Origin of the sequence: Massilia sp. CFBP 13721 (genome assembly GCF_014842025.1) — a bacterium.
In the GTDB taxonomy this organism is placed as follows: domain Bacteria; phylum Pseudomonadota; class Gammaproteobacteria; order Burkholderiales; family Burkholderiaceae_D; genus Telluria.
Map to the genome: position 1 here is coordinate 1 of NZ_JACYUY010000019.1, position 15,686 is coordinate 15,686.

Annotated in this window: 13 protein-coding genes and 1 tRNA gene; 13 read left to right on the forward strand and 1 reads right to left on the reverse strand. The window is 65.3% G+C overall.

All coding sequences use genetic code 11. The features are described from left to right. Positions 1-266 precede the first annotated feature (266 nt). The 12 genes from IFT60_RS17500 to IFT60_RS17555 all read left to right on the forward strand — a co-directional run bounded on the left by IFT60_RS17500 (position 267) and on the right by IFT60_RS17555 (position 14,783). Positions 267-1,325, forward strand: coding sequence for an AI-2E family transporter (locus IFT60_RS17500; protein ID WP_192053866.1), 1,059 nt, complete (start codon positions 267-269; stop codon positions 1,323-1,325). A gap of 76 nt (positions 1,326-1,401) precedes the next feature. Then, positions 1,402-3,465: a PAS domain-containing sensor histidine kinase gene (locus IFT60_RS17505; protein WP_192053868.1), complete on the forward strand. Its 2,064-nt coding sequence runs from the start codon at positions 1,402-1,404 to the stop codon at positions 3,463-3,465. 66 nt (positions 3,466-3,531) lie between these two features. Next, positions 3,532-3,978 carry a YchJ family protein gene (locus IFT60_RS17510; protein WP_229510964.1) on the forward strand — a complete coding sequence of 149 codons (447 nt, stop codon included), beginning with the start codon at positions 3,532-3,534 and terminating at the stop codon, positions 3,976-3,978. Between the two features lie 19 nt (positions 3,979-3,997). Then, a complete protein-coding gene (locus tag IFT60_RS17515) occupies positions 3,998-5,605 on the forward strand; it encodes a carboxyl transferase domain-containing protein (protein ID WP_192053870.1) in 1,608 nt (535 codons plus the stop codon). An 11-nt stretch (positions 5,606-5,616) separates the two neighbouring features. Continuing rightward, positions 5,617-6,402, forward strand: coding sequence for an enoyl-CoA hydratase/isomerase family protein (locus IFT60_RS17520; protein ID WP_192053872.1), 786 nt, complete (start codon positions 5,617-5,619; stop codon positions 6,400-6,402). A 27-nt stretch (positions 6,403-6,429) separates the two neighbouring features. Next, a complete protein-coding gene (gene bioA / locus IFT60_RS17525) occupies positions 6,430-7,773 on the forward strand; it encodes an adenosylmethionine--8-amino-7-oxononanoate transaminase (RefSeq protein ID WP_192053874.1) in 1,344 nt (447 codons plus the stop codon). After that, the gene (gene bioF, locus IFT60_RS17530) at positions 7,773-8,960 is read left to right on the forward strand and encodes an 8-amino-7-oxononanoate synthase (protein ID WP_192054095.1); all 1,188 of its coding nucleotides are present in this window, start codon (positions 7,773-7,775) and stop codon (positions 8,958-8,960) included. The genes bioA and bioF overlap by 1 nt, the downstream gene beginning before the upstream one ends. A gap of 38 nt (positions 8,961-8,998) precedes the next feature. Then, positions 8,999-9,796 (forward strand): dethiobiotin synthase, encoded by a 798-nt coding sequence (bioD, locus tag IFT60_RS17535; protein WP_192054097.1) that lies wholly within the window; start codon positions 8,999-9,001, stop codon positions 9,794-9,796. Between the two features lie 12 nt (positions 9,797-9,808). Further along, entirely contained in the window at positions 9,809-10,843 is a 1,035-nt protein-coding gene (gene bioB / locus IFT60_RS17540) for a biotin synthase BioB (protein WP_374001146.1), read from the forward strand. 45 nt (positions 10,844-10,888) lie between these two features. Beyond that, complete coding sequence (locus IFT60_RS17545; RefSeq protein WP_192053876.1) at positions 10,889-12,931, forward strand: acetyl-CoA carboxylase biotin carboxylase subunit; 2,043 nt, start codon at positions 10,889-10,891, stop codon at positions 12,929-12,931. Beyond that, a complete protein-coding gene (locus IFT60_RS17550) occupies positions 12,931-13,860 on the forward strand; it encodes a 2-hydroxyacid dehydrogenase (protein WP_192053878.1) in 930 nt (309 codons plus the stop codon). Before IFT60_RS17545 ends, IFT60_RS17550 begins: the two co-directional genes overlap by 1 nt. A gap of 2 nt (positions 13,861-13,862) precedes the next feature. Then, positions 13,863-14,783 carry a hydroxymethylglutaryl-CoA lyase gene (locus tag IFT60_RS17555; protein WP_192053881.1) on the forward strand — a complete coding sequence of 307 codons (921 nt, stop codon included), beginning with the start codon at positions 13,863-13,865 and terminating at the stop codon, positions 14,781-14,783. Positions 14,784-14,903: 120 nt separating this feature from the next. Here IFT60_RS17555 and IFT60_RS17560 read toward each other — a convergent pair. Further along, a tRNA-Pro gene (locus IFT60_RS17560) sits at positions 14,904-14,980 on the reverse strand. A gap of 93 nt (positions 14,981-15,073) precedes the next feature. Here IFT60_RS17560 and IFT60_RS17565 point away from each other — a divergent pair. Further along, positions 15,074-15,685: a hypothetical protein gene (locus tag IFT60_RS17565; protein ID WP_192053883.1), complete on the forward strand. Its 612-nt coding sequence runs from the start codon at positions 15,074-15,076 to the stop codon at positions 15,683-15,685. The last annotated feature ends 1 nt before the right edge of the window (position 15,686 follow it).

Consider the following 15,686-nt stretch of genomic DNA (forward strand, 5'->3'; position numbering starts at 1 on the left):
CACACTGCCCGCGTTGCATTAACCGTAGGGTGGACTCCGTCCACGCGGTACGACGTATGCATATCGACATCCCCGCACATCCTCGGAGCGCGTGCGCCCGGAAGTTTTGCATGGCGTTGCGGTGTGCGAACGGAAAGCCGTGGACGGAGTCCACCCTACGCAGGGCGCGGCGCCGGGTTTTTCTTGCCCGGTGTTAGGTACGCCACGTGCACTTGTGAGCGGATGCACTATCATGAAGCCAACATTATAAAAAGAGCATCGGCATCATGACCCAGTACAACTTGCAGCAAAAGTTCTTCCTGATCCTGCTGACCATCGTCACCCTCGCCTTCGGCTGGATCCTGCTGCCGTATTCCGGCGCCGTGTTCTGGGGCGTGGTGCTGGCCATCCTGTTCGCACCCTTGTATCGCTACCTGCTGCGCGCCACCAAGTACAAGCCGACGGTGGCGGCGCTGCTGACGCTGCTGTTAATCGTCGTGATGGTGATCCTGCCGTTGTCGCTCATCAGCGCTTCGCTGGTCACACAGGCCCTTGCGATCTACGAGATGGTCAGCTCGGGCCAGATCGACTTCGGCGCCTATTTCCTGCGCATCGTGCATTCGCTGCCGCAATGGATGGAAAACCTGCTGGAACGCTTCGAACTGACCGACCTGTCCTCCTTGCAGCAAAAGCTGACCGAAGGCGCGGCCCAGCTGAGCCAGACGGCGGCGCGCCAGGCGATTGCCATCGGCAGCCGCACCTTCGACTTCCTGGTGAGCCTGGTCATCATGTTGTACCTGCTGTTTTTCCTGCTGCGCGACGGCCAGTCGCTGGCGACCCGTATCAAGCGCGCCTTCCCGCTCAGCAGCAACTACAAGCAGCGCCTGTTCAGCAATTTCACGACCGTGATCCGTGCCACCGTCAAGGGCAACGTGCTGGTGGCGGCGGCGCAGGGCGCGCTCGGCGGCCTGATCTTCTGGTTCCTCGGCGTCCAGGGCGCTTTGCTGTGGGCGGTGGTGATGGCCTTCCTGTCGCTGCTGCCGGCGGTCGGCGCGGCCATCGTGTGGGCGCCGGTGGCGGTGTACTTCCTGGTGACAGGCGCGATCTGGCAGGGCGTGGTGCTGATCGCGTTCGGCGTGCTGGTCATCGGCCTGGTCGACAACGTGCTGCGCCCGGTCCTGGTGGGCAAGGATACGAAAATGCCGGACTACTTGGTGCTGTTGTCGACGATCGGCGGCATGGCCTTGTTCGGCCTGAACGGTTTCGTCATCGGTCCGGTGATCGCGGCGCTGTTCATCGCTTGCTGGGACCTGTTCGTCTCGACCGAGGAATTCCAGCTGCATTGAAGAGTCAACGCGGCTGCGGCAAAATGGCATCGTCTACAGCGGCCCATCGCGTGGCCGCGCTACCTTCCTGGAACCCATGGCGCCCGACTCCCCCTCCTCCGCTTCAGGACCCAACCCGCACCCCAGTTCCGAGACGCGCTTTCGCGAATTGTTCGAGCAGGCGCCGACCAGCATCCAGATCCTCGCGCCGGACGGGCGCACGCTGCGCGTCAACAAGGCCTGGGAAGATTTATGGGAGATCCATGCCGGCACCTCGCTGTACGCCTTCATCCTGAGCGACGAATACAGCCTGCTGAGCGACCCGCAGCTGGTGGACAGCGGCATCGCCGGCTACCTGCGGCAAGCGCTGGCCGGCGAATCGGTCGAAGTGCCGGCCGTGTATTACGACGTGACGGTACTGGGCGGCAGCGGCCGCGCGCGCTGGGTGACGGCGCGCGCGCACCCGATCAAGGACGCCGGCGGCCGCATCCTCGAAGTCATGCTGATGCACGAGGATATCACCGAGCGCGTGCTGTCGGAAAACGCCCTGCGCGAGCGCGAACAGCGCTTCCGTTCGCTGGTGATGGCGACTTCGCAAACCGTCTGGAGTACCGCGCCCGACGGCCGCGTGCTGGAAGATTCGCCGTCCTGGCGCGCGGTGACCGGCCAGAGCTACGAAGAGTGGAAAGAAACCGGCTGGCTCGATGCCGTGCACCCCGACGACCGCGAACGCGCGCACCGGACCTGGATGGAATGCACCACCACGCGCGCCGTCTACGAGACCGAATACCGGCTGCGCCAGCTGGACGGCAGCTACCGCTGGACCGCCGTCAAAGGGGTGCCGATCGAGGGCGCCGACGGGACGGTGCGCGAGTGGATCGGCGCCAACAAGGACATCCACGCGATGGTCACGGCCCAGGCCGAACTGGCGGCGCGCCTGGGCCACGAGCAGCGCCATTCGGCTTTATTAATCAAAGTGGCGCAGGCGTCGCGCACCCTCGGCAGCGCGCTGGCGAGCGAGGACATCGCCGCCGGGCTGGTCGAGGAAGTGCGCGCCATCCTGGAAGTACACCAGGCGGTGGTGTCGCTGAACGTCGGCGGCGACCAGGAAATCAATGCGGTGTCGATGTCGGACAAGTACGCGCGCTACCGCAGCTATGCCGTCAAACCGGACGGCAGCGGCATCTATGCGTACGTGTGCCGCACCAACCAGGTACTGCGCCTGACCCAGGCGCAGCTGGAAGCGCATCCGGCGTGGAAGGGCTTCGGCAGCCATGCGGCGCAGCACCCGCCGATCCGTGGCTGGCTGGCGGTGCCGCTGGTCGACCGCAAGGGCCAGAACATCGGCCTGATCCAGGCGTCCGACAAGATCGAGGGCGAATTTAGCGAGCAGGACGAAGCGATCCTGGTGCAGCTGGCCTCGATCGCGGCCAACGGTTTCGAAAATGCGCGGCTGTACAGTTCGCTGAAGGAACAGGACCGGCGCAAGGACGAATTTCTTGCCATGCTGGCGCACGAATTGCGCAACCCGCTGGCGCCGATCTCCGCCGCCGCCGAACTGCTCAAGATCGGCAGCGCCAGCGAAGAACGGGTGCGCCGCTCGAGCGAAGTCATCTGCCGCCAAGTAAAACACCTGACTTCGCTGGTGGACGACCTGCTCGACATCTCGCGCGTCACGCGCGGCCTGATCCAGCTGGAGAATGTCGCCGTCGACGTGAATGCCACCATCGGCAGCGCCGTCGAGCAGGCGCGGCCCCTGATCGCAGCACGCGACCACGCGCTGACGGTGCGACAAGCGCCGCCGGGCAGCACCGTCGCGGGCGACCCCAACCGGCTGGTGCAGGTGCTGGCCAACCTGCTCAACAATGCAGCGAAATACACGCCGCGCGGCGGACGCATCCTGCTGGCGGCCGAATGCGACGGCACGCATGTGCACATCCGCGTGCAGGACAACGGGATCGGCATCGACAGGCACCTGCTGCCGCAGGTATTCGACCTGTTCACCCAAGCCGAACGCACCCCGGACCGTTCGCAGGGCGGGCTCGGCATCGGGCTGGCGCTGGTGAAAAACGTCGTCGGCCTGCACGGCGGCACGGTGACGGCGCACAGCGACGGGCCGGGTACGGGCAGCACGTTTACGGTGTCGCTGCACACGGTTTAAGCAAAGACATTTCTCGCGGCATCAGGGGCGGCGTCGATCGCGCGCAAAATCGCGGATAATCGCGGCATGTCCACATCGACCTTTCCTGCGGGCGTCTGCCCTTGCGGCGGCCCGGCGCTCGCCACTTGCTGCGGCCCCTTCATCGCCGGCGACGCCCTGCCGCCCACGGCAGAAGCCCTGATGCGCTCGCGCTATACGGCATATACCCAGCGCAATGAAAACTACCTGCGCGCAACCTGGCATCCCAGCACGCGGCCGCACGACGCCATCCTCGACCCCGACGAACAGCTGCGCTGGCTGGGGTTGGAGATAAAATCTGCTTTACGTTTACGTCAACGTAAAGCAGAATTGCCGCAGGATCCAGATAGCGATACGGTTGAATTCGTCGCGCGTTTCAAGGTCGGCGGGCGCGCGCACCGGTTGCACGAGCTGAGCCGCTTCCTGCGCGAACCCGACCCGGAGATCGGCGGCCAGCGGCGCTGGTTCTATCTGGACGGCACATTTCCGAAGTAAGAGAAAAATAGAGGACGGCATGCCCCATATCGAGAGCAAACTCAATCCACGCGGCGACGATTTCAAAGCCAACGCCGCGGCCATGCAGACCATCGTCGACGACTTGCGCGCCAAGGTGGCGGCGGTCGCCGCAGGCGGCGGCGAAGCGGCACGTAATAAACACGTCGCGCGCGGAAAACTGCTGCCACGCGACCGCGTGCAGATGCTGCTCGACCCGGGCACGCCCTTCCTCGAGTTCTCCCAACTGGCCGCCTACGAGATGTATGACGGGGCGGCGCCAGCCGCCGGCATCATCACCGGCATTGGCCGCGTCGCCGGCCAGGAGTGCGTGATCGTCTGTAACGACGCCACCGTCAAAGGCGGCACCTATTACCCGATGACGGTCAAAAAACACCTGCGTGCCCAGGAAATCGCCGAGCAGAATAACCTGCCGTGCATCTACCTGGTCGACTCGGGCGGCGCCAATCTGCCGAACCAGGACGACGTCTTCCCCGACCGCGACCATTTCGGCCGCATCTTTTACAACCAGGCGAATTTATCAAGCAAGGGCATCCCGCAGATCGCGGTGGTGATGGGTTCGTGCACCGCCGGCGGCGCTTACGTGCCCGCGATGAGCGACGAATCGATCATCGTCAAGGAACAAGGCACGATTTTCCTCGGCGGCCCGCCATTGGTAAAGGCGGCGACCGGCGAAGTGGTCAGCGCCGAAGACCTGGGCGGCGGCGACGTCCACACGCGTTTGTCGGGCGTGGTCGACCACCTGGCCCAGAACGATCTACATGCGCTGTCGCTGGCGCGGAACATCGTCTCTAACCTGAACCGCACCAAGCCGGTGCAGGGGGCGACGCGCGAGACGGTGGAACCGAAATACCCGGCGCAGGAGCTGTACGGCGTGATCCCGGTCGATACCCGCAAACCCTTCGACGTGCGCGAAGTGATCGCGCGCGTGGTCGACGGCAGCGAATTCGACGAGTTCAAGGCGCGCTACGGCACCACGCTGGTGTGCGGCTTCGCCCATATCTACGGCGTGAAAGTCGGCATCATCGCCAACAACGGCATCCTGTTCTCGGAGTCGGCGTTAAAAGGGACGCATTTCATCGAACTGTGCTGCCAGCGCAAGATCCCCCTGGTCTTCCTGCAAAACATCACTGGCTTCATGGTGGGTAGAAAATACGAAAACGAGGGCATCGCCCGCAACGGCGCCAAGATGGTGACCGCGGTCGCCACCGCCTCGGTGCCGAAGTTCACCGTCATCATCGGCGGCTCCTTCGGCGCCGGCAATTACGGCATGTGCGGCCGCGCCTTTTCTCCGCGCTTCCTGTGGATGTGGCCGAACGCGCGCATTTCCGTGATGGGCGGCGACCAGGCGGCCTCGGTGCTGGCGACCGTCAAGCGCGACGGCATCGAAGGCAAAGGCGGCCAGTGGTCGGCGGACGAGGAAGCGGCCTTCAAGCAGCCGATCAAGGAACAGTACGAACACCAGGGCCACCCGTATTACGCGTCGGCGCGCCTGTGGGACGACGGCGTCATCGATCCGGCCGACACGCGCATGGTGCTGGGCCTGGGCCTGTCGGCGGCGCTGAACGCGCCAATCGAAGCCACGAAGTTCGGCGTGTTCCGCATGTAAGGAGAACGATGATGAACTACGACACCCTCACCATCGGCATCGCCGACAAGGTCGCCACCGTCACCCTGAACCGCCCGGAGCTGCGCAACGCCTTCAATGAACAGGCGATCGCCGAACTGGCCCTCGCCTTCGATGAACTCGGCCGCAACGAACTGGTGCGCGCCGTGGTGCTGGCGGCGCACGGCCCGGCTTTTTGCGCCGGCGCCGACCTGAACTGGATGAAGAAGATGGCCGGCTACTCGCATGACGAGAACCGCGCCGACGCCGCGCGCCTGGCCGACATGCTGCGCACGATTTACCTGTGCCCGAAGCCGGTTGTCGCCAAGGTGCAGGGCGACTGCTATGCCGGCGGCATGGGCCTGGTCGCGGCCTGCGATATCGTGGTGGCCGCCGAAGGAGTAAACTTCTGCCTGTCCGAAGTCAAACTCGGACTGATCCCGGCGACCATTTCTCCCTACGTGATCAAGGCGATGGGCGAACAGGCCGCGCGCCGCTACTTCTTGACGGCCGAGCGTTTCGATGCCGCCGCCGCGCTGCGCATGGGCTTTGCCCATGAAGTGGTCGTGGCGGAAAACCTCGATACGAGCGTCGCCGCCATTGTCAAGGCGCTGGTGTCGAACAGCCCGAATGCGGTGCTGGAAGCGAAAAAGCTGGTGCGCGAAGTCGTTGGCCAGCCGGTCACGGATGCGCTGCTGCTGGATACCGCCGAGCGCATCGCGGCGATCCGCGCATCGAACGAGGGACGCGAAGGCGTGGCATCCTTCCTCGAGAAACGCAAGCCGAACTGGCTCAACTAAGACGCAATAGAAACAACAGGACTCATCGTGAAGCAGCACACCTCCTCCGACTGGATCGCACGCAGCCTGCGCAGCGTATGGCACCCCTGCACGCAGATGCAGCACCACGAAGAGGTGCCGCTGATCGCGGTCAAGCGGGGGCAAGGGCCGTGGCTGTACGACCATGAGAATAAACGCTACCTGGACGCGATCAGCTCGTGGTGGGTCAATTTGTTCGGCCATGCCAACCCGCGCATCAACGCGGCCTTGAAAGACCAGCTCGATACGCTGGAACACGCGATGCTGGCCGGTTTTACCCATGAACCGGTGATCGAACTGTCGGAGCAGCTGGCCAGCATGACCGGCCACGCGCTCGGCCATGCCTTTTATGCGTCCGACGGCGCTTCCGCGGTCGAGATCGCGATGAAGATGAGTTTTCATGCCTGGCGCAATGCGGGCTTCAGCGACAAGCAGGAATTCGTCTGCCTGCAGGGCAGTTATCACGGCGAGACCATCGGCGCCCTGTCCGTCACCGACGTCCCGCTGTTCAAGGATGCCTACGGCCCGCTCTTGCGCGCGGCGCACGTGGTGGCCTCGCCTGACGCGCGCAATGCGATGGAGGGCGAATCGAGCCAGGACGTGGCGCGCCGTGCATTGAAGGACGTCGAAACACTGTTCGCGGAGCGCGGAAATAAAATCGCCGCGATGATCGTCGAGCCGCTGGTGCAGTGCGCGACCGGCATGGCGATGCACGACCCGCTCTACCTGAAACTGCTGCGCGAGCTGTGCGACCGGTATCACGTGCACCTGATCGCCGACGAGATCGCGGTCGGCTGCGGGCGCACCGGCACCTTCTTTGCCTGCGAACAGGCCGCCATCTGGCCGGACTTTATCTGCCTGTCGAAAGGCATCAGCGGCGGCTACCTGCCGCTGTCGCTGGTGCTGACGACCGACGCCATCTACCAGTCCTTCTATAGCGAAGACATCACGCGCGGCTTTTTGCACTCGCACTCGTACACCGGCAATGCGCTGGCTTGCCGCGCGGCGCTGGCGACCTTGCAGATCTTCCGCGACGACGACGTCTTGAACCGCAACCGCGAACTGGCGACCAAACTCACCATCGCCATGGCGCCGCTGGCCGAGCACGAACGCGTGCGCCATTTCAGGCAGCGCGGCATGATCTTCGCGTTCGATGCGGTCGAACCGGACAGCGGCCGCGCTGCGACCTTCGCCCGCCGCTTCTTCACCAGCGCCCTCGACCAGGAACTGCTGCTGCGCCCGATCGGCCGCACCGTGTACGTGATGCCGCCGTATGTGCTGGATGAGGAAGAGATCGACCTGCTGGGTGTACGTGTGAAAACCGTATTCGAATCCGTGATCGCAGGGGCATGATGGACCTGATCGAGAACGTCAACCGCAAGCTGGCCGCGCTGGACGCACAGAGCCTGATCCGCCGGCGCCGCATCGCCGACACCCGCTGCGCGCCGCTGCAGGTGGTCGACGGACGCGCCATGCTGGCCTTTTGCAGCAACGATTACCTGGGCCTGGCCGCGCACCCGCGTGTGGTCGAAGCCTTGCGCGCCGGCGCCCAGCTATACGGCGCCGGCAGCGGCGCCTCGCACCTGATCAGCGGCCATAGCCGCGCCCATGCCATCCTCGAGGAACGCCTGGCCGAATTTGCCGCGCCCCATATCGAGGAAGCGCGCGCGCTGTATTTCAGTACCGGCTACATGGCTAACCTGGCCGTCTTGAGCGGGCTCGGTGCGGACAAGGATGTCATCATCTTTTCCGAGGCGCTCAACCACGCCTCGCTGATCGATGGCGCCCGCCTGGCGCGCGCAAGCGTCCAGGTCTACCCGCACGGCGATATCGCTGCGCTCGACGCGCTGCTGGGCGCGAGCGGCGCCGCCACCAAAATCGTCGCCACCGACGCCGTCTTTAGCATGGATGGCGACCTGGCGCCGCTGCCGCAACTGCTATCCCTGTGCGAACGCCACGGCGCCTGGCTGATCGTCGACGATGCCCACGGCTTTGGCGTACTCGGTGACCAGGGCCGCGGCGCGCTCGAACATTTCGGCCTGCGCTCGCCAAATCTCGTGTATATCGGCACCCTCGGCAAGGCGGCCGGCGTCGGCGGCGCCTTTATCGCGGCCCACGCCAGCGTGATCGAGCTGATGATCCAGCGCGCGCGGCCCTACATCTATACCACCGCGGCGCCGCCGGCGCTGGCGCATGCCTTGTTGACCAGCCTCGACATCATCAGCGGCGACGAAGGCGCGGCCTTGCGCAGTCATCTCGCCTTGCTGATCGCCCAGCTGGATGCGGAGTTGCAGTTGCAGCGCTGGCAGCGGGTGGCCTCGACCACACCGATCCAGCCGATCGTCATCGGCCCCAACGACGAGGCGCTGCGCATCGCCGCCGCGCTGCATGGGCGCGGCCTGTGGGTGCCGGCGATCCGTCCGCCGACGGTACCACAGGGCACGGCGCGCCTGCGCGTTACCCTGTCGGCCGCGCACACGCACGACGAAGTTGCGCAATTGGCCGCTGCACTGAACGAACTGGAACGGGAGTCCATGTGATCAATAACCTAAACGAGCCGCTGGAACCGGCAGGCGAGATGGTTGCCGGGCGCACCGCCACGTTGCCCAAACCGGTCGAGGAACCGGCGCCGGCGCCCGCCGATGCACTCGCCGCCGAAGGCATCCCGTCGCGCTTTTGCTGCTTCGTGACCGGCACCGACACCGAGATCGGCAAGACCCTGGTCTCCGCCGCCATCCTGCACACCCTGGTCGAACGCGGCCAGCGCGCCTGCGGCATGAAGCCGGTCGCGGCCGGCGCGGAGATGGTCGACGGCGAACTGCACAACGAAGACGCCGACATGCTGGCCGCCGCCGGCAACGTCCACCTGCAGCAGAACATCACGACGCCGTACATGCTGCGCGCCGCCTGCGCGCCACACATCGCGGCAAGCATGGAAGGCGTGACGATCGAGCCGGTGCCGATCATTGCCGCCTATGCCGAGATCCTGGCGGCGTCGGATGCGGTCGTGGTCGAAGGCGTCGGCGGCTTTTGCGTACCCTTTTCCGATACCTTCGACAGCGCGCAACTGGCCGAGCAGCTGAATTTGCCGGTGATCCTGGTGGTCGGCATGCGCCTGGGCTGCATCAGTCATGCATTGCTGACCGTGGAAGCCATCGTCGCGCGCAACCTGGTGCTGGCCGGCTGGGTCGCGAACACGGCCGACCCGGACATGGCCTATTTTGACGAGAACATCGAGGCGCTGGCAGCGCGCATCCCGGCCCCGCTGCTGGGCGTGGTGCCGCGCCTCGAACAAGCAACTGCCGCCAACGCGGCCCGATTCATCGATCTCGCGGGACTGCCGGGCTGGCCGTCGCGCGGGGTCGGCACCACCTGAAGGATGTCCACCATGAATGCCCCCCACACCGTCGCCCTGCACCGCCCGACCGCCGCCATCAAGGAACGGCTGGATGCCACCTGGCCGCTGGCCGATGTGCTGTCCCTGTTCGAACTGCCGTTCAACGAATTGATGTTCCGCGCCCAGGAAGCGCACCGCGCCCACTTCCCCGACGGCGACGTCGAACTGGCGACCCTGCTGTCGATCAAGACCGGCGGTTGCGAGGAAGACTGCGGCTACTGCCCGCAAGCGGCGCGCTACGACACCGGCGTCGAAGCGAAAAAGATCCTCGACATCGACACCGTGCTCGATGCGGCGCGCCAGGCCAAGGCCAACGGCGCCACCCGCTTCTGCATGGGTGCCGCCTGGCGCAGCCCGAAAGAGCGCGACATGGACAAGGTCGAAGAGATGGTGCGCGAAGTGAAAGCGCTGGGCATGGAAACCTGCGCCACGCTGGGCATGCTCGAAGAAGGACAGGCCGAGCAGCTGAAAAAGGCCGGCCTCGATTTCTACAACCACAACATCGACACCGCGCCCGACTTTTATAACAACGTCATCTCGACCCGCGAATACCAGGACCGCCTCGATACCCTCGGCCGCGTGCGCCAGGCAGGACTGAAGGTCTGCTGCGGCGGCATCGTCGGCATGGGAGAGACGCGCGAGCAGCGCGCCGGCCTGATCGCGCAATTGGCGAACCTGAATCCGTACCCGGAATCGGTGCCGGTGAACCACCTGGTGCAGGTCGAGGGCACGCCGCTGCACGGGCTCGATCCGCTCGATCCGCTCGAATTCGTGCGCACCATCGCGGTGGCGCGCATCACCATGCCGCAGGCGCGTGTGCGCCTGTCGGCCGGCCGCCGCCAACTGGGCGAGGCGGTGCAGGCGATGTGCTTCATGGCGGGCGCGAATTCGATTTTCTATGGCGACAAGCTGCTCACCACCGGCAACCCGGAAGCGGAAGACGACCGCATCCTGCTGGCCAAGCTGGGGCTGAAAACCCGCTCGGCGACGCTGGAGTCGGCGCCCAAGGAAGCCTGCGGCTGCTAAGCCCTTTTTAATTTAATCGATATAAAAAATAAGCGAGACAAACGCATGTTCACCAAAATCCTCATCGCCAACCGTGGCGAAATCGCCTGCCGTGTCGCCGCCACCGCGCGCCGCATGGGTATCCGTACCGTCGCCGTGTATTCGGAAGCGGACGCCGGGTCGAAACACGTGGCGGTCTGCGATGAGGCGGTGTTGATCGGGCCGGCCGCGGCCAAGGAAAGTTATTTGCGCGGCCAGAAAATCATCGAAGTGGCGAAAGCCACCGGCGCCCAGGCGATCCACCCCGGCTACGGTTTCCTGTCCGAAAACGCCGAGTTCGCCGAAGCCGTCCAAGCGGCTGGCCTGGTGTTCATCGGCCCGCCGGGTTCTTCGATGCGCGCGATGGGTTCGAAGTCGGCGGCCAAACAGCTGATGGAAGGCGCCAACGTGCCGCTGGTGCCGGGCTACCATGGCGAGAACCAGGACCCGGAATTCCTGCGCCAGCAAGCCGACAGTATCGGCTATCCGGTACTGCTCAAAGCCAGTGCCGGCGGTGGCGGCAAGGGCATGCGCGTGGTCGAACGCAGCGAGGATTTCGTCGCCGCACTCGGCTCCTGCAAGCGCGAGGCGATCAGCTCCTTTGGCGACGACAAGGTGCTGGTCGAAAAATATCTGACACGCCCGCGCCACATCGAAATCCAGGTGTTTGCCGACAAACTCGGCAACTGCGTCTACCTGCACGAGCGCGACTGCTCGGTGCAGCGCCGTCACCAGAAGGTGCTGGAAGAAGCGCCGGCGCCGGGCATGCCGGCGGACCGCCGGGCGGCGATGGGCGAGGCGGCGGTGAATGCGGCGCGCGCCGTCGGCTATGTCGGCGCCGGCACCGTCGAATTCATCGCCAACCAGGATGGCTCGTTCTACTTCATGGAGATGAACACGCGCCTGCAGGTGGAACACCCGGTCACCGAAATGATCACCGGGACCGACCTGGTCGAATGGCAGTTGCGTGTGGCGTTTGGCGAACCGCTGCCGAAAAAACAGAGTGAACTCGCCATCCACGGCCACGCCATCGAGGCGCGCATCTATGCCGAGAATCCGGAGAAGGGCTTCCTGCCGTCGATCGGCACGCTGCGCCACATGGATACGCCTTATGCCGTGAATTTCGAGCTGGGCGGCGTGGCTGGCGTGGAGCCGGCCGCCGTGCGCATCGATTCCGGTGTGCGCGAGGGCGATGCGATTTCTCCCTTCTACGATCCGATGATCGCCAAATTGATCGTCTGGGGCGCGGACCGCACGCAAGCGCTGGCGCGCCTGTCGCAGGCGCTGGCCGAATTTCAAATTGTCGGCCTGGCGACCAACATCGCCTTTTTGAAACACCTGGTCGAAGGCGAGGCGTTTACAACGGCCGACCTGGATACTGGCCTGATCGAACGGAACACGGCGACGCTGTTCCCGCCGCTGCGCCCGGCGCCGGCCGGTGCGCTGGCCCTGGCCGCGGTGGCGCTGATCGAATCGGAAAAACGGCAATCGGCCGGCGCGTCGTCGAACGCGTTTGATCCGTGGGGCCAGGCGCAAGGCTGGCGCCTGAACGGAGACTATCGGCGCGTGCTGTCGTTCGGCGACGAGTATGCCGCTGGCCTGCCTGGTGGCGCCTATCAGGTGGGTGTGGTCTACCACCCGCAAGGCTGGGAACTCGACGTCGATGGCGTCAAACAGCCATTGACCGTCAGCGGCCACGACGGCGCGACGCTGTCGGTGCGCCTGGGTGAACAATCGATGCACGGCGCCGTGCGCCGCGACGGCGACCTGTTCCACGTGTTCAGCAACGGTGAACATCACACGTTCGCCTACAACGACCCGATGGCGCATGCCGGCGAGGCGGAAAGCACCGGCGGACGCCTGACCGCGCCGATGCCGGGCAAGGTCGTCGCGGTGCTGGTCGAGGCCGGCCAGAGCGTGAAAAAGGGCGACGCGCTCGTCATCATGGAAGCGATGAAGATGGAGCACACGATTGCCGCGCCGTCGGACGGCCTGGTTGAAGAGGTGCTATACGCGCTCGGCGACCAGGTCGCGGACGGCGCGCCGCTGCTGGCGTTCAAGGCGGCGTAATGCGCATCCTGCTGTACCGGGGCGATGGGCAGGTCGGCGCCTGGGCCGAGGATGTCGCACACGCGCTGCCGGGCGTCGCAACGATCGGCTGGCAGGAAGGCGACACACTCCCCGCCTGCGACTACGCAGTGCTGTGGAATCCGTCTCCCGCCTTGCTGGCGCAACTCGGCACAGTCAAGGCCGTGTTCCTGATGGGCGCGGGTGCGGATGCAATATTAAAATTCGGAGACGCGCTGCCGCCGGTGCCGATCGTGCGCCTGGGCGACGCCGGCATGGCGCGGCAAATGGCGGAATACGTGGCGTATGCGACGCTGCGCTACTTCCGCCGCTTCGACGAATACGAAGAACAGCGGCGCCATGGCCTGTGGGCGCCGCTGCCGGTCTACGCCCGCGAAGAATTCACGGTCGGCGTCATGGGGCTCGGCAAGCTCGGCTTGCACGTGGCGGCGACCATGCGCGGGTTCGGCTTTCCGGTGCGCGGCTGGAGCCGCACACCCAAGGAAGTAGCCGGCGTCGACTGCTTCGCCGGCATGGACCAGCTGGACGATTTCTTGCGCGGCACGCGCGTGCTGGTGTCGCTGCTGCCGCTCACGGCCGAGACCAGCAACCTGCTCGACCGCCGCCGCCTGGCGACGCTGCCGCGCGGCGCCTATCTGATCAACGTCGCGCGCGGCGCCCAGGTGGCCGAGCCGGATCTGCTGGCGCTGATCCGCGCCGGCCACATCGCCGGCGCCACGCTGGACGTGTTCCGCAACGAACCGCTGCCGGCGCCGCACCCGTTCTGGGACGAGCCGCGCATCACGATCACGCCGCACATCTCGGCGGTGACGCTGCGCGCCGACGCGCTGCGCCAGATCGCCGACAAAATCGCCGCCTTCGAGGCCGGCCAACCGGTGGACGACATCGTCGACCGCAACCTGGGATACTGAAAATGAACCATCAGCCTGACCTGCCGAAGAAAGTCAAAATCGTCGAAGTCGGTCCGCGCGACGGCCTGCAGAATGAAAAGGAAACCATCAGCGCGGAGGTGAAAATCGAGCTGGTCGACCGCCTGTCGCGCGCGGGCTTCAGCAACGTCGAGGCGGCGTCGTTCGTGTCGCCGAAATGGGTGCCGCAGATGGCGACCAGCACCGAAGTCATGGCGAAGATCACGCGCCTGCCCGGCACGATCTACTCGGCGCTGACGCCGAACATGCAGGGGTTCGAGGCGGCGCTGGCCAGCCGTGCCGATGAAGTCGTGATCTTCGGTTCGGCCTCGGAAGCCTTCTCGCAAAAGAACATCAATTGTTCGATCGCCGAATCGATCGCGCGTTTTGAACCGGTGGCGAAAGCGGCCAAGGCGAACGGCTTGCGCCTGCGCGGCAGCATCAGCACCGCCTTTGGCTGCCCGTATCAAGGCGAGGTGTCGTTGGAGGCAGTAGCCGACGTGGTGCGGCGCATGCGCGACCTCGGCTGCGACGAGATCGACATCGCCGACACCATCGGCGTCGCCACCGCGCGCAAGACGCAAGCGGTGATGCTGGCCGCCGCGCGCGAATTCCCGCTGCGGCAGCTGTCGGGCCACTTCCACGATACCTATGGCCAGGCGCTGGCGAACATCTACGCCAGTTTGGAGGTCGGCGTCGAAATTTTCCACTCGTCGGTCTCGGGCCTGGGCGGCTGCCCGTATGCCAAGGGCGCGACTGGCAACGTCGCGACCGAAGACGTGCTGTACCTGCTGCACGGCCTCGGCATCGAGACCGGGATCGACCTCGACCAGGTGGTCGACGCCGGCCAGTTCATCGCGCAGCAGCTGGGCCGCAAGGGTTCCAGCCGCGCCGGGAATGCGCTGGCGGCGAAACGCCTGGGCTGAACCAATAAAAAGGCGCCCTGTCGAAGCTTGTTCGACGGGCGCTTTCTATTTATCTATTGCATCGGTCTTGCGTAAACGAAAAAAGCCGACAACTTTCGCTGTCGGCTTTTCTCTCAATGCTGGTCGGAGTACAAGGATTCGAACCTTGGACCCCCTGGTCCCAAACCAGGTGCGCTACCGGGCTGCGCTACACTCCGAAGACACATATTATAGCGGCTGAGATTCCTTTGATCAAGGTCAGGTTTTCATTTTCTGGATTTTTCTGCAGCGGCATGGGAGACAATGAAGGAATGATGAGATTGGCAGGGGCGGGCGGTGGCGTGTTTGCAGGCGACAAGCGCGGGGTGCAGCGCCGCATCGCTGCCGGGATCGCGCTCTCGCTGGCCGTGCATGCGCTGGTGCTCAACCTGCAGGCGCCAGTGCAACCCGCGGTGGTACAGGCGCCGCGTCCGTTGGCGGTGCGCCTGCGCCCTCCTCCAGCGCCGCCTGTACCACGGGTCGACGAGCCGGCGCCGGCGGTCACCACGCCCCGTCCGGCGCGGCGTGCGCCGCACAAGAAAACGCCGCGGCCCGTGATTGCGCTCGATCCCGCGCCCGCGCCCAGCCAGCCCGATCCCTTTACGGTGGAACAGGCGCCGCAACCCCTGGAGGCGCCCGAGACCCCGCGCTTCGACCGCGAAGCGGCGCGCACGATGGCACGCTCGCTGGCGCACATCCGCGATCCGGCCAAAGAAGGCACGGCGATCGGACAATTTCCCGACAAGCCATTGGAAACCGAAACCCGCGCCGCGCGCGCGATCGGCGCGGCGAAACGGCGGGATTGCAAGGATGGGATTCCAGGAGGCTTACTGGCCCCACTGTTCCTGCTGGCGGACAAGAAGGATAGCGGCTGCAAGTGGTGAG

What these genes read in the sequence shown, in the direction of transcription:
- IFT60_RS17510 (WP_229510964.1), top strand. Translation starts at nt 3,532, where the DNA reads ATGTCCACATCGACCTTTCCTGCGGGCGTCTGCCCTTGCGGCGGCCCG.
- bioB (WP_374001146.1), top strand. Translation starts at nt 9,809, where the DNA reads ATGAATGCCCCCCACACCGTCGCCCTGCACCGCCCGACCGCCGCCATC.
- IFT60_RS17555 (WP_192053881.1), top strand. Translation starts at nt 13,863, where the DNA reads ATGAACCATCAGCCTGACCTGCCGAAGAAAGTCAAAATCGTCGAAGTC.
- IFT60_RS17505 (WP_192053868.1), top strand. Translation starts at nt 1,402, where the DNA reads ATGGCGCCCGACTCCCCCTCCTCCGCTTCAGGACCCAACCCGCACCCC.
- IFT60_RS17500 (WP_192053866.1), top strand. Translation starts at nt 267, where the DNA reads ATGACCCAGTACAACTTGCAGCAAAAGTTCTTCCTGATCCTGCTGACC.
- IFT60_RS17550 (WP_192053878.1), top strand. Translation starts at nt 12,931, where the DNA reads ATGCGCATCCTGCTGTACCGGGGCGATGGGCAGGTCGGCGCCTGGGCC.
- IFT60_RS17515 (WP_192053870.1), top strand. Translation starts at nt 3,998, where the DNA reads ATGCCCCATATCGAGAGCAAACTCAATCCACGCGGCGACGATTTCAAA.
- bioF (WP_192054095.1), top strand. Translation starts at nt 7,773, where the DNA reads ATGGACCTGATCGAGAACGTCAACCGCAAGCTGGCCGCGCTGGACGCA.
- IFT60_RS17565 (WP_192053883.1), top strand. Translation starts at nt 15,074, where the DNA reads ATGATGAGATTGGCAGGGGCGGGCGGTGGCGTGTTTGCAGGCGACAAG.
- IFT60_RS17545 (WP_192053876.1), top strand. Translation starts at nt 10,889, where the DNA reads ATGTTCACCAAAATCCTCATCGCCAACCGTGGCGAAATCGCCTGCCGT.
- IFT60_RS17520 (WP_192053872.1), top strand. Translation starts at nt 5,617, where the DNA reads ATGAACTACGACACCCTCACCATCGGCATCGCCGACAAGGTCGCCACC.
- bioD (WP_192054097.1), top strand. Translation starts at nt 8,999, where the DNA reads ATGGTTGCCGGGCGCACCGCCACGTTGCCCAAACCGGTCGAGGAACCG.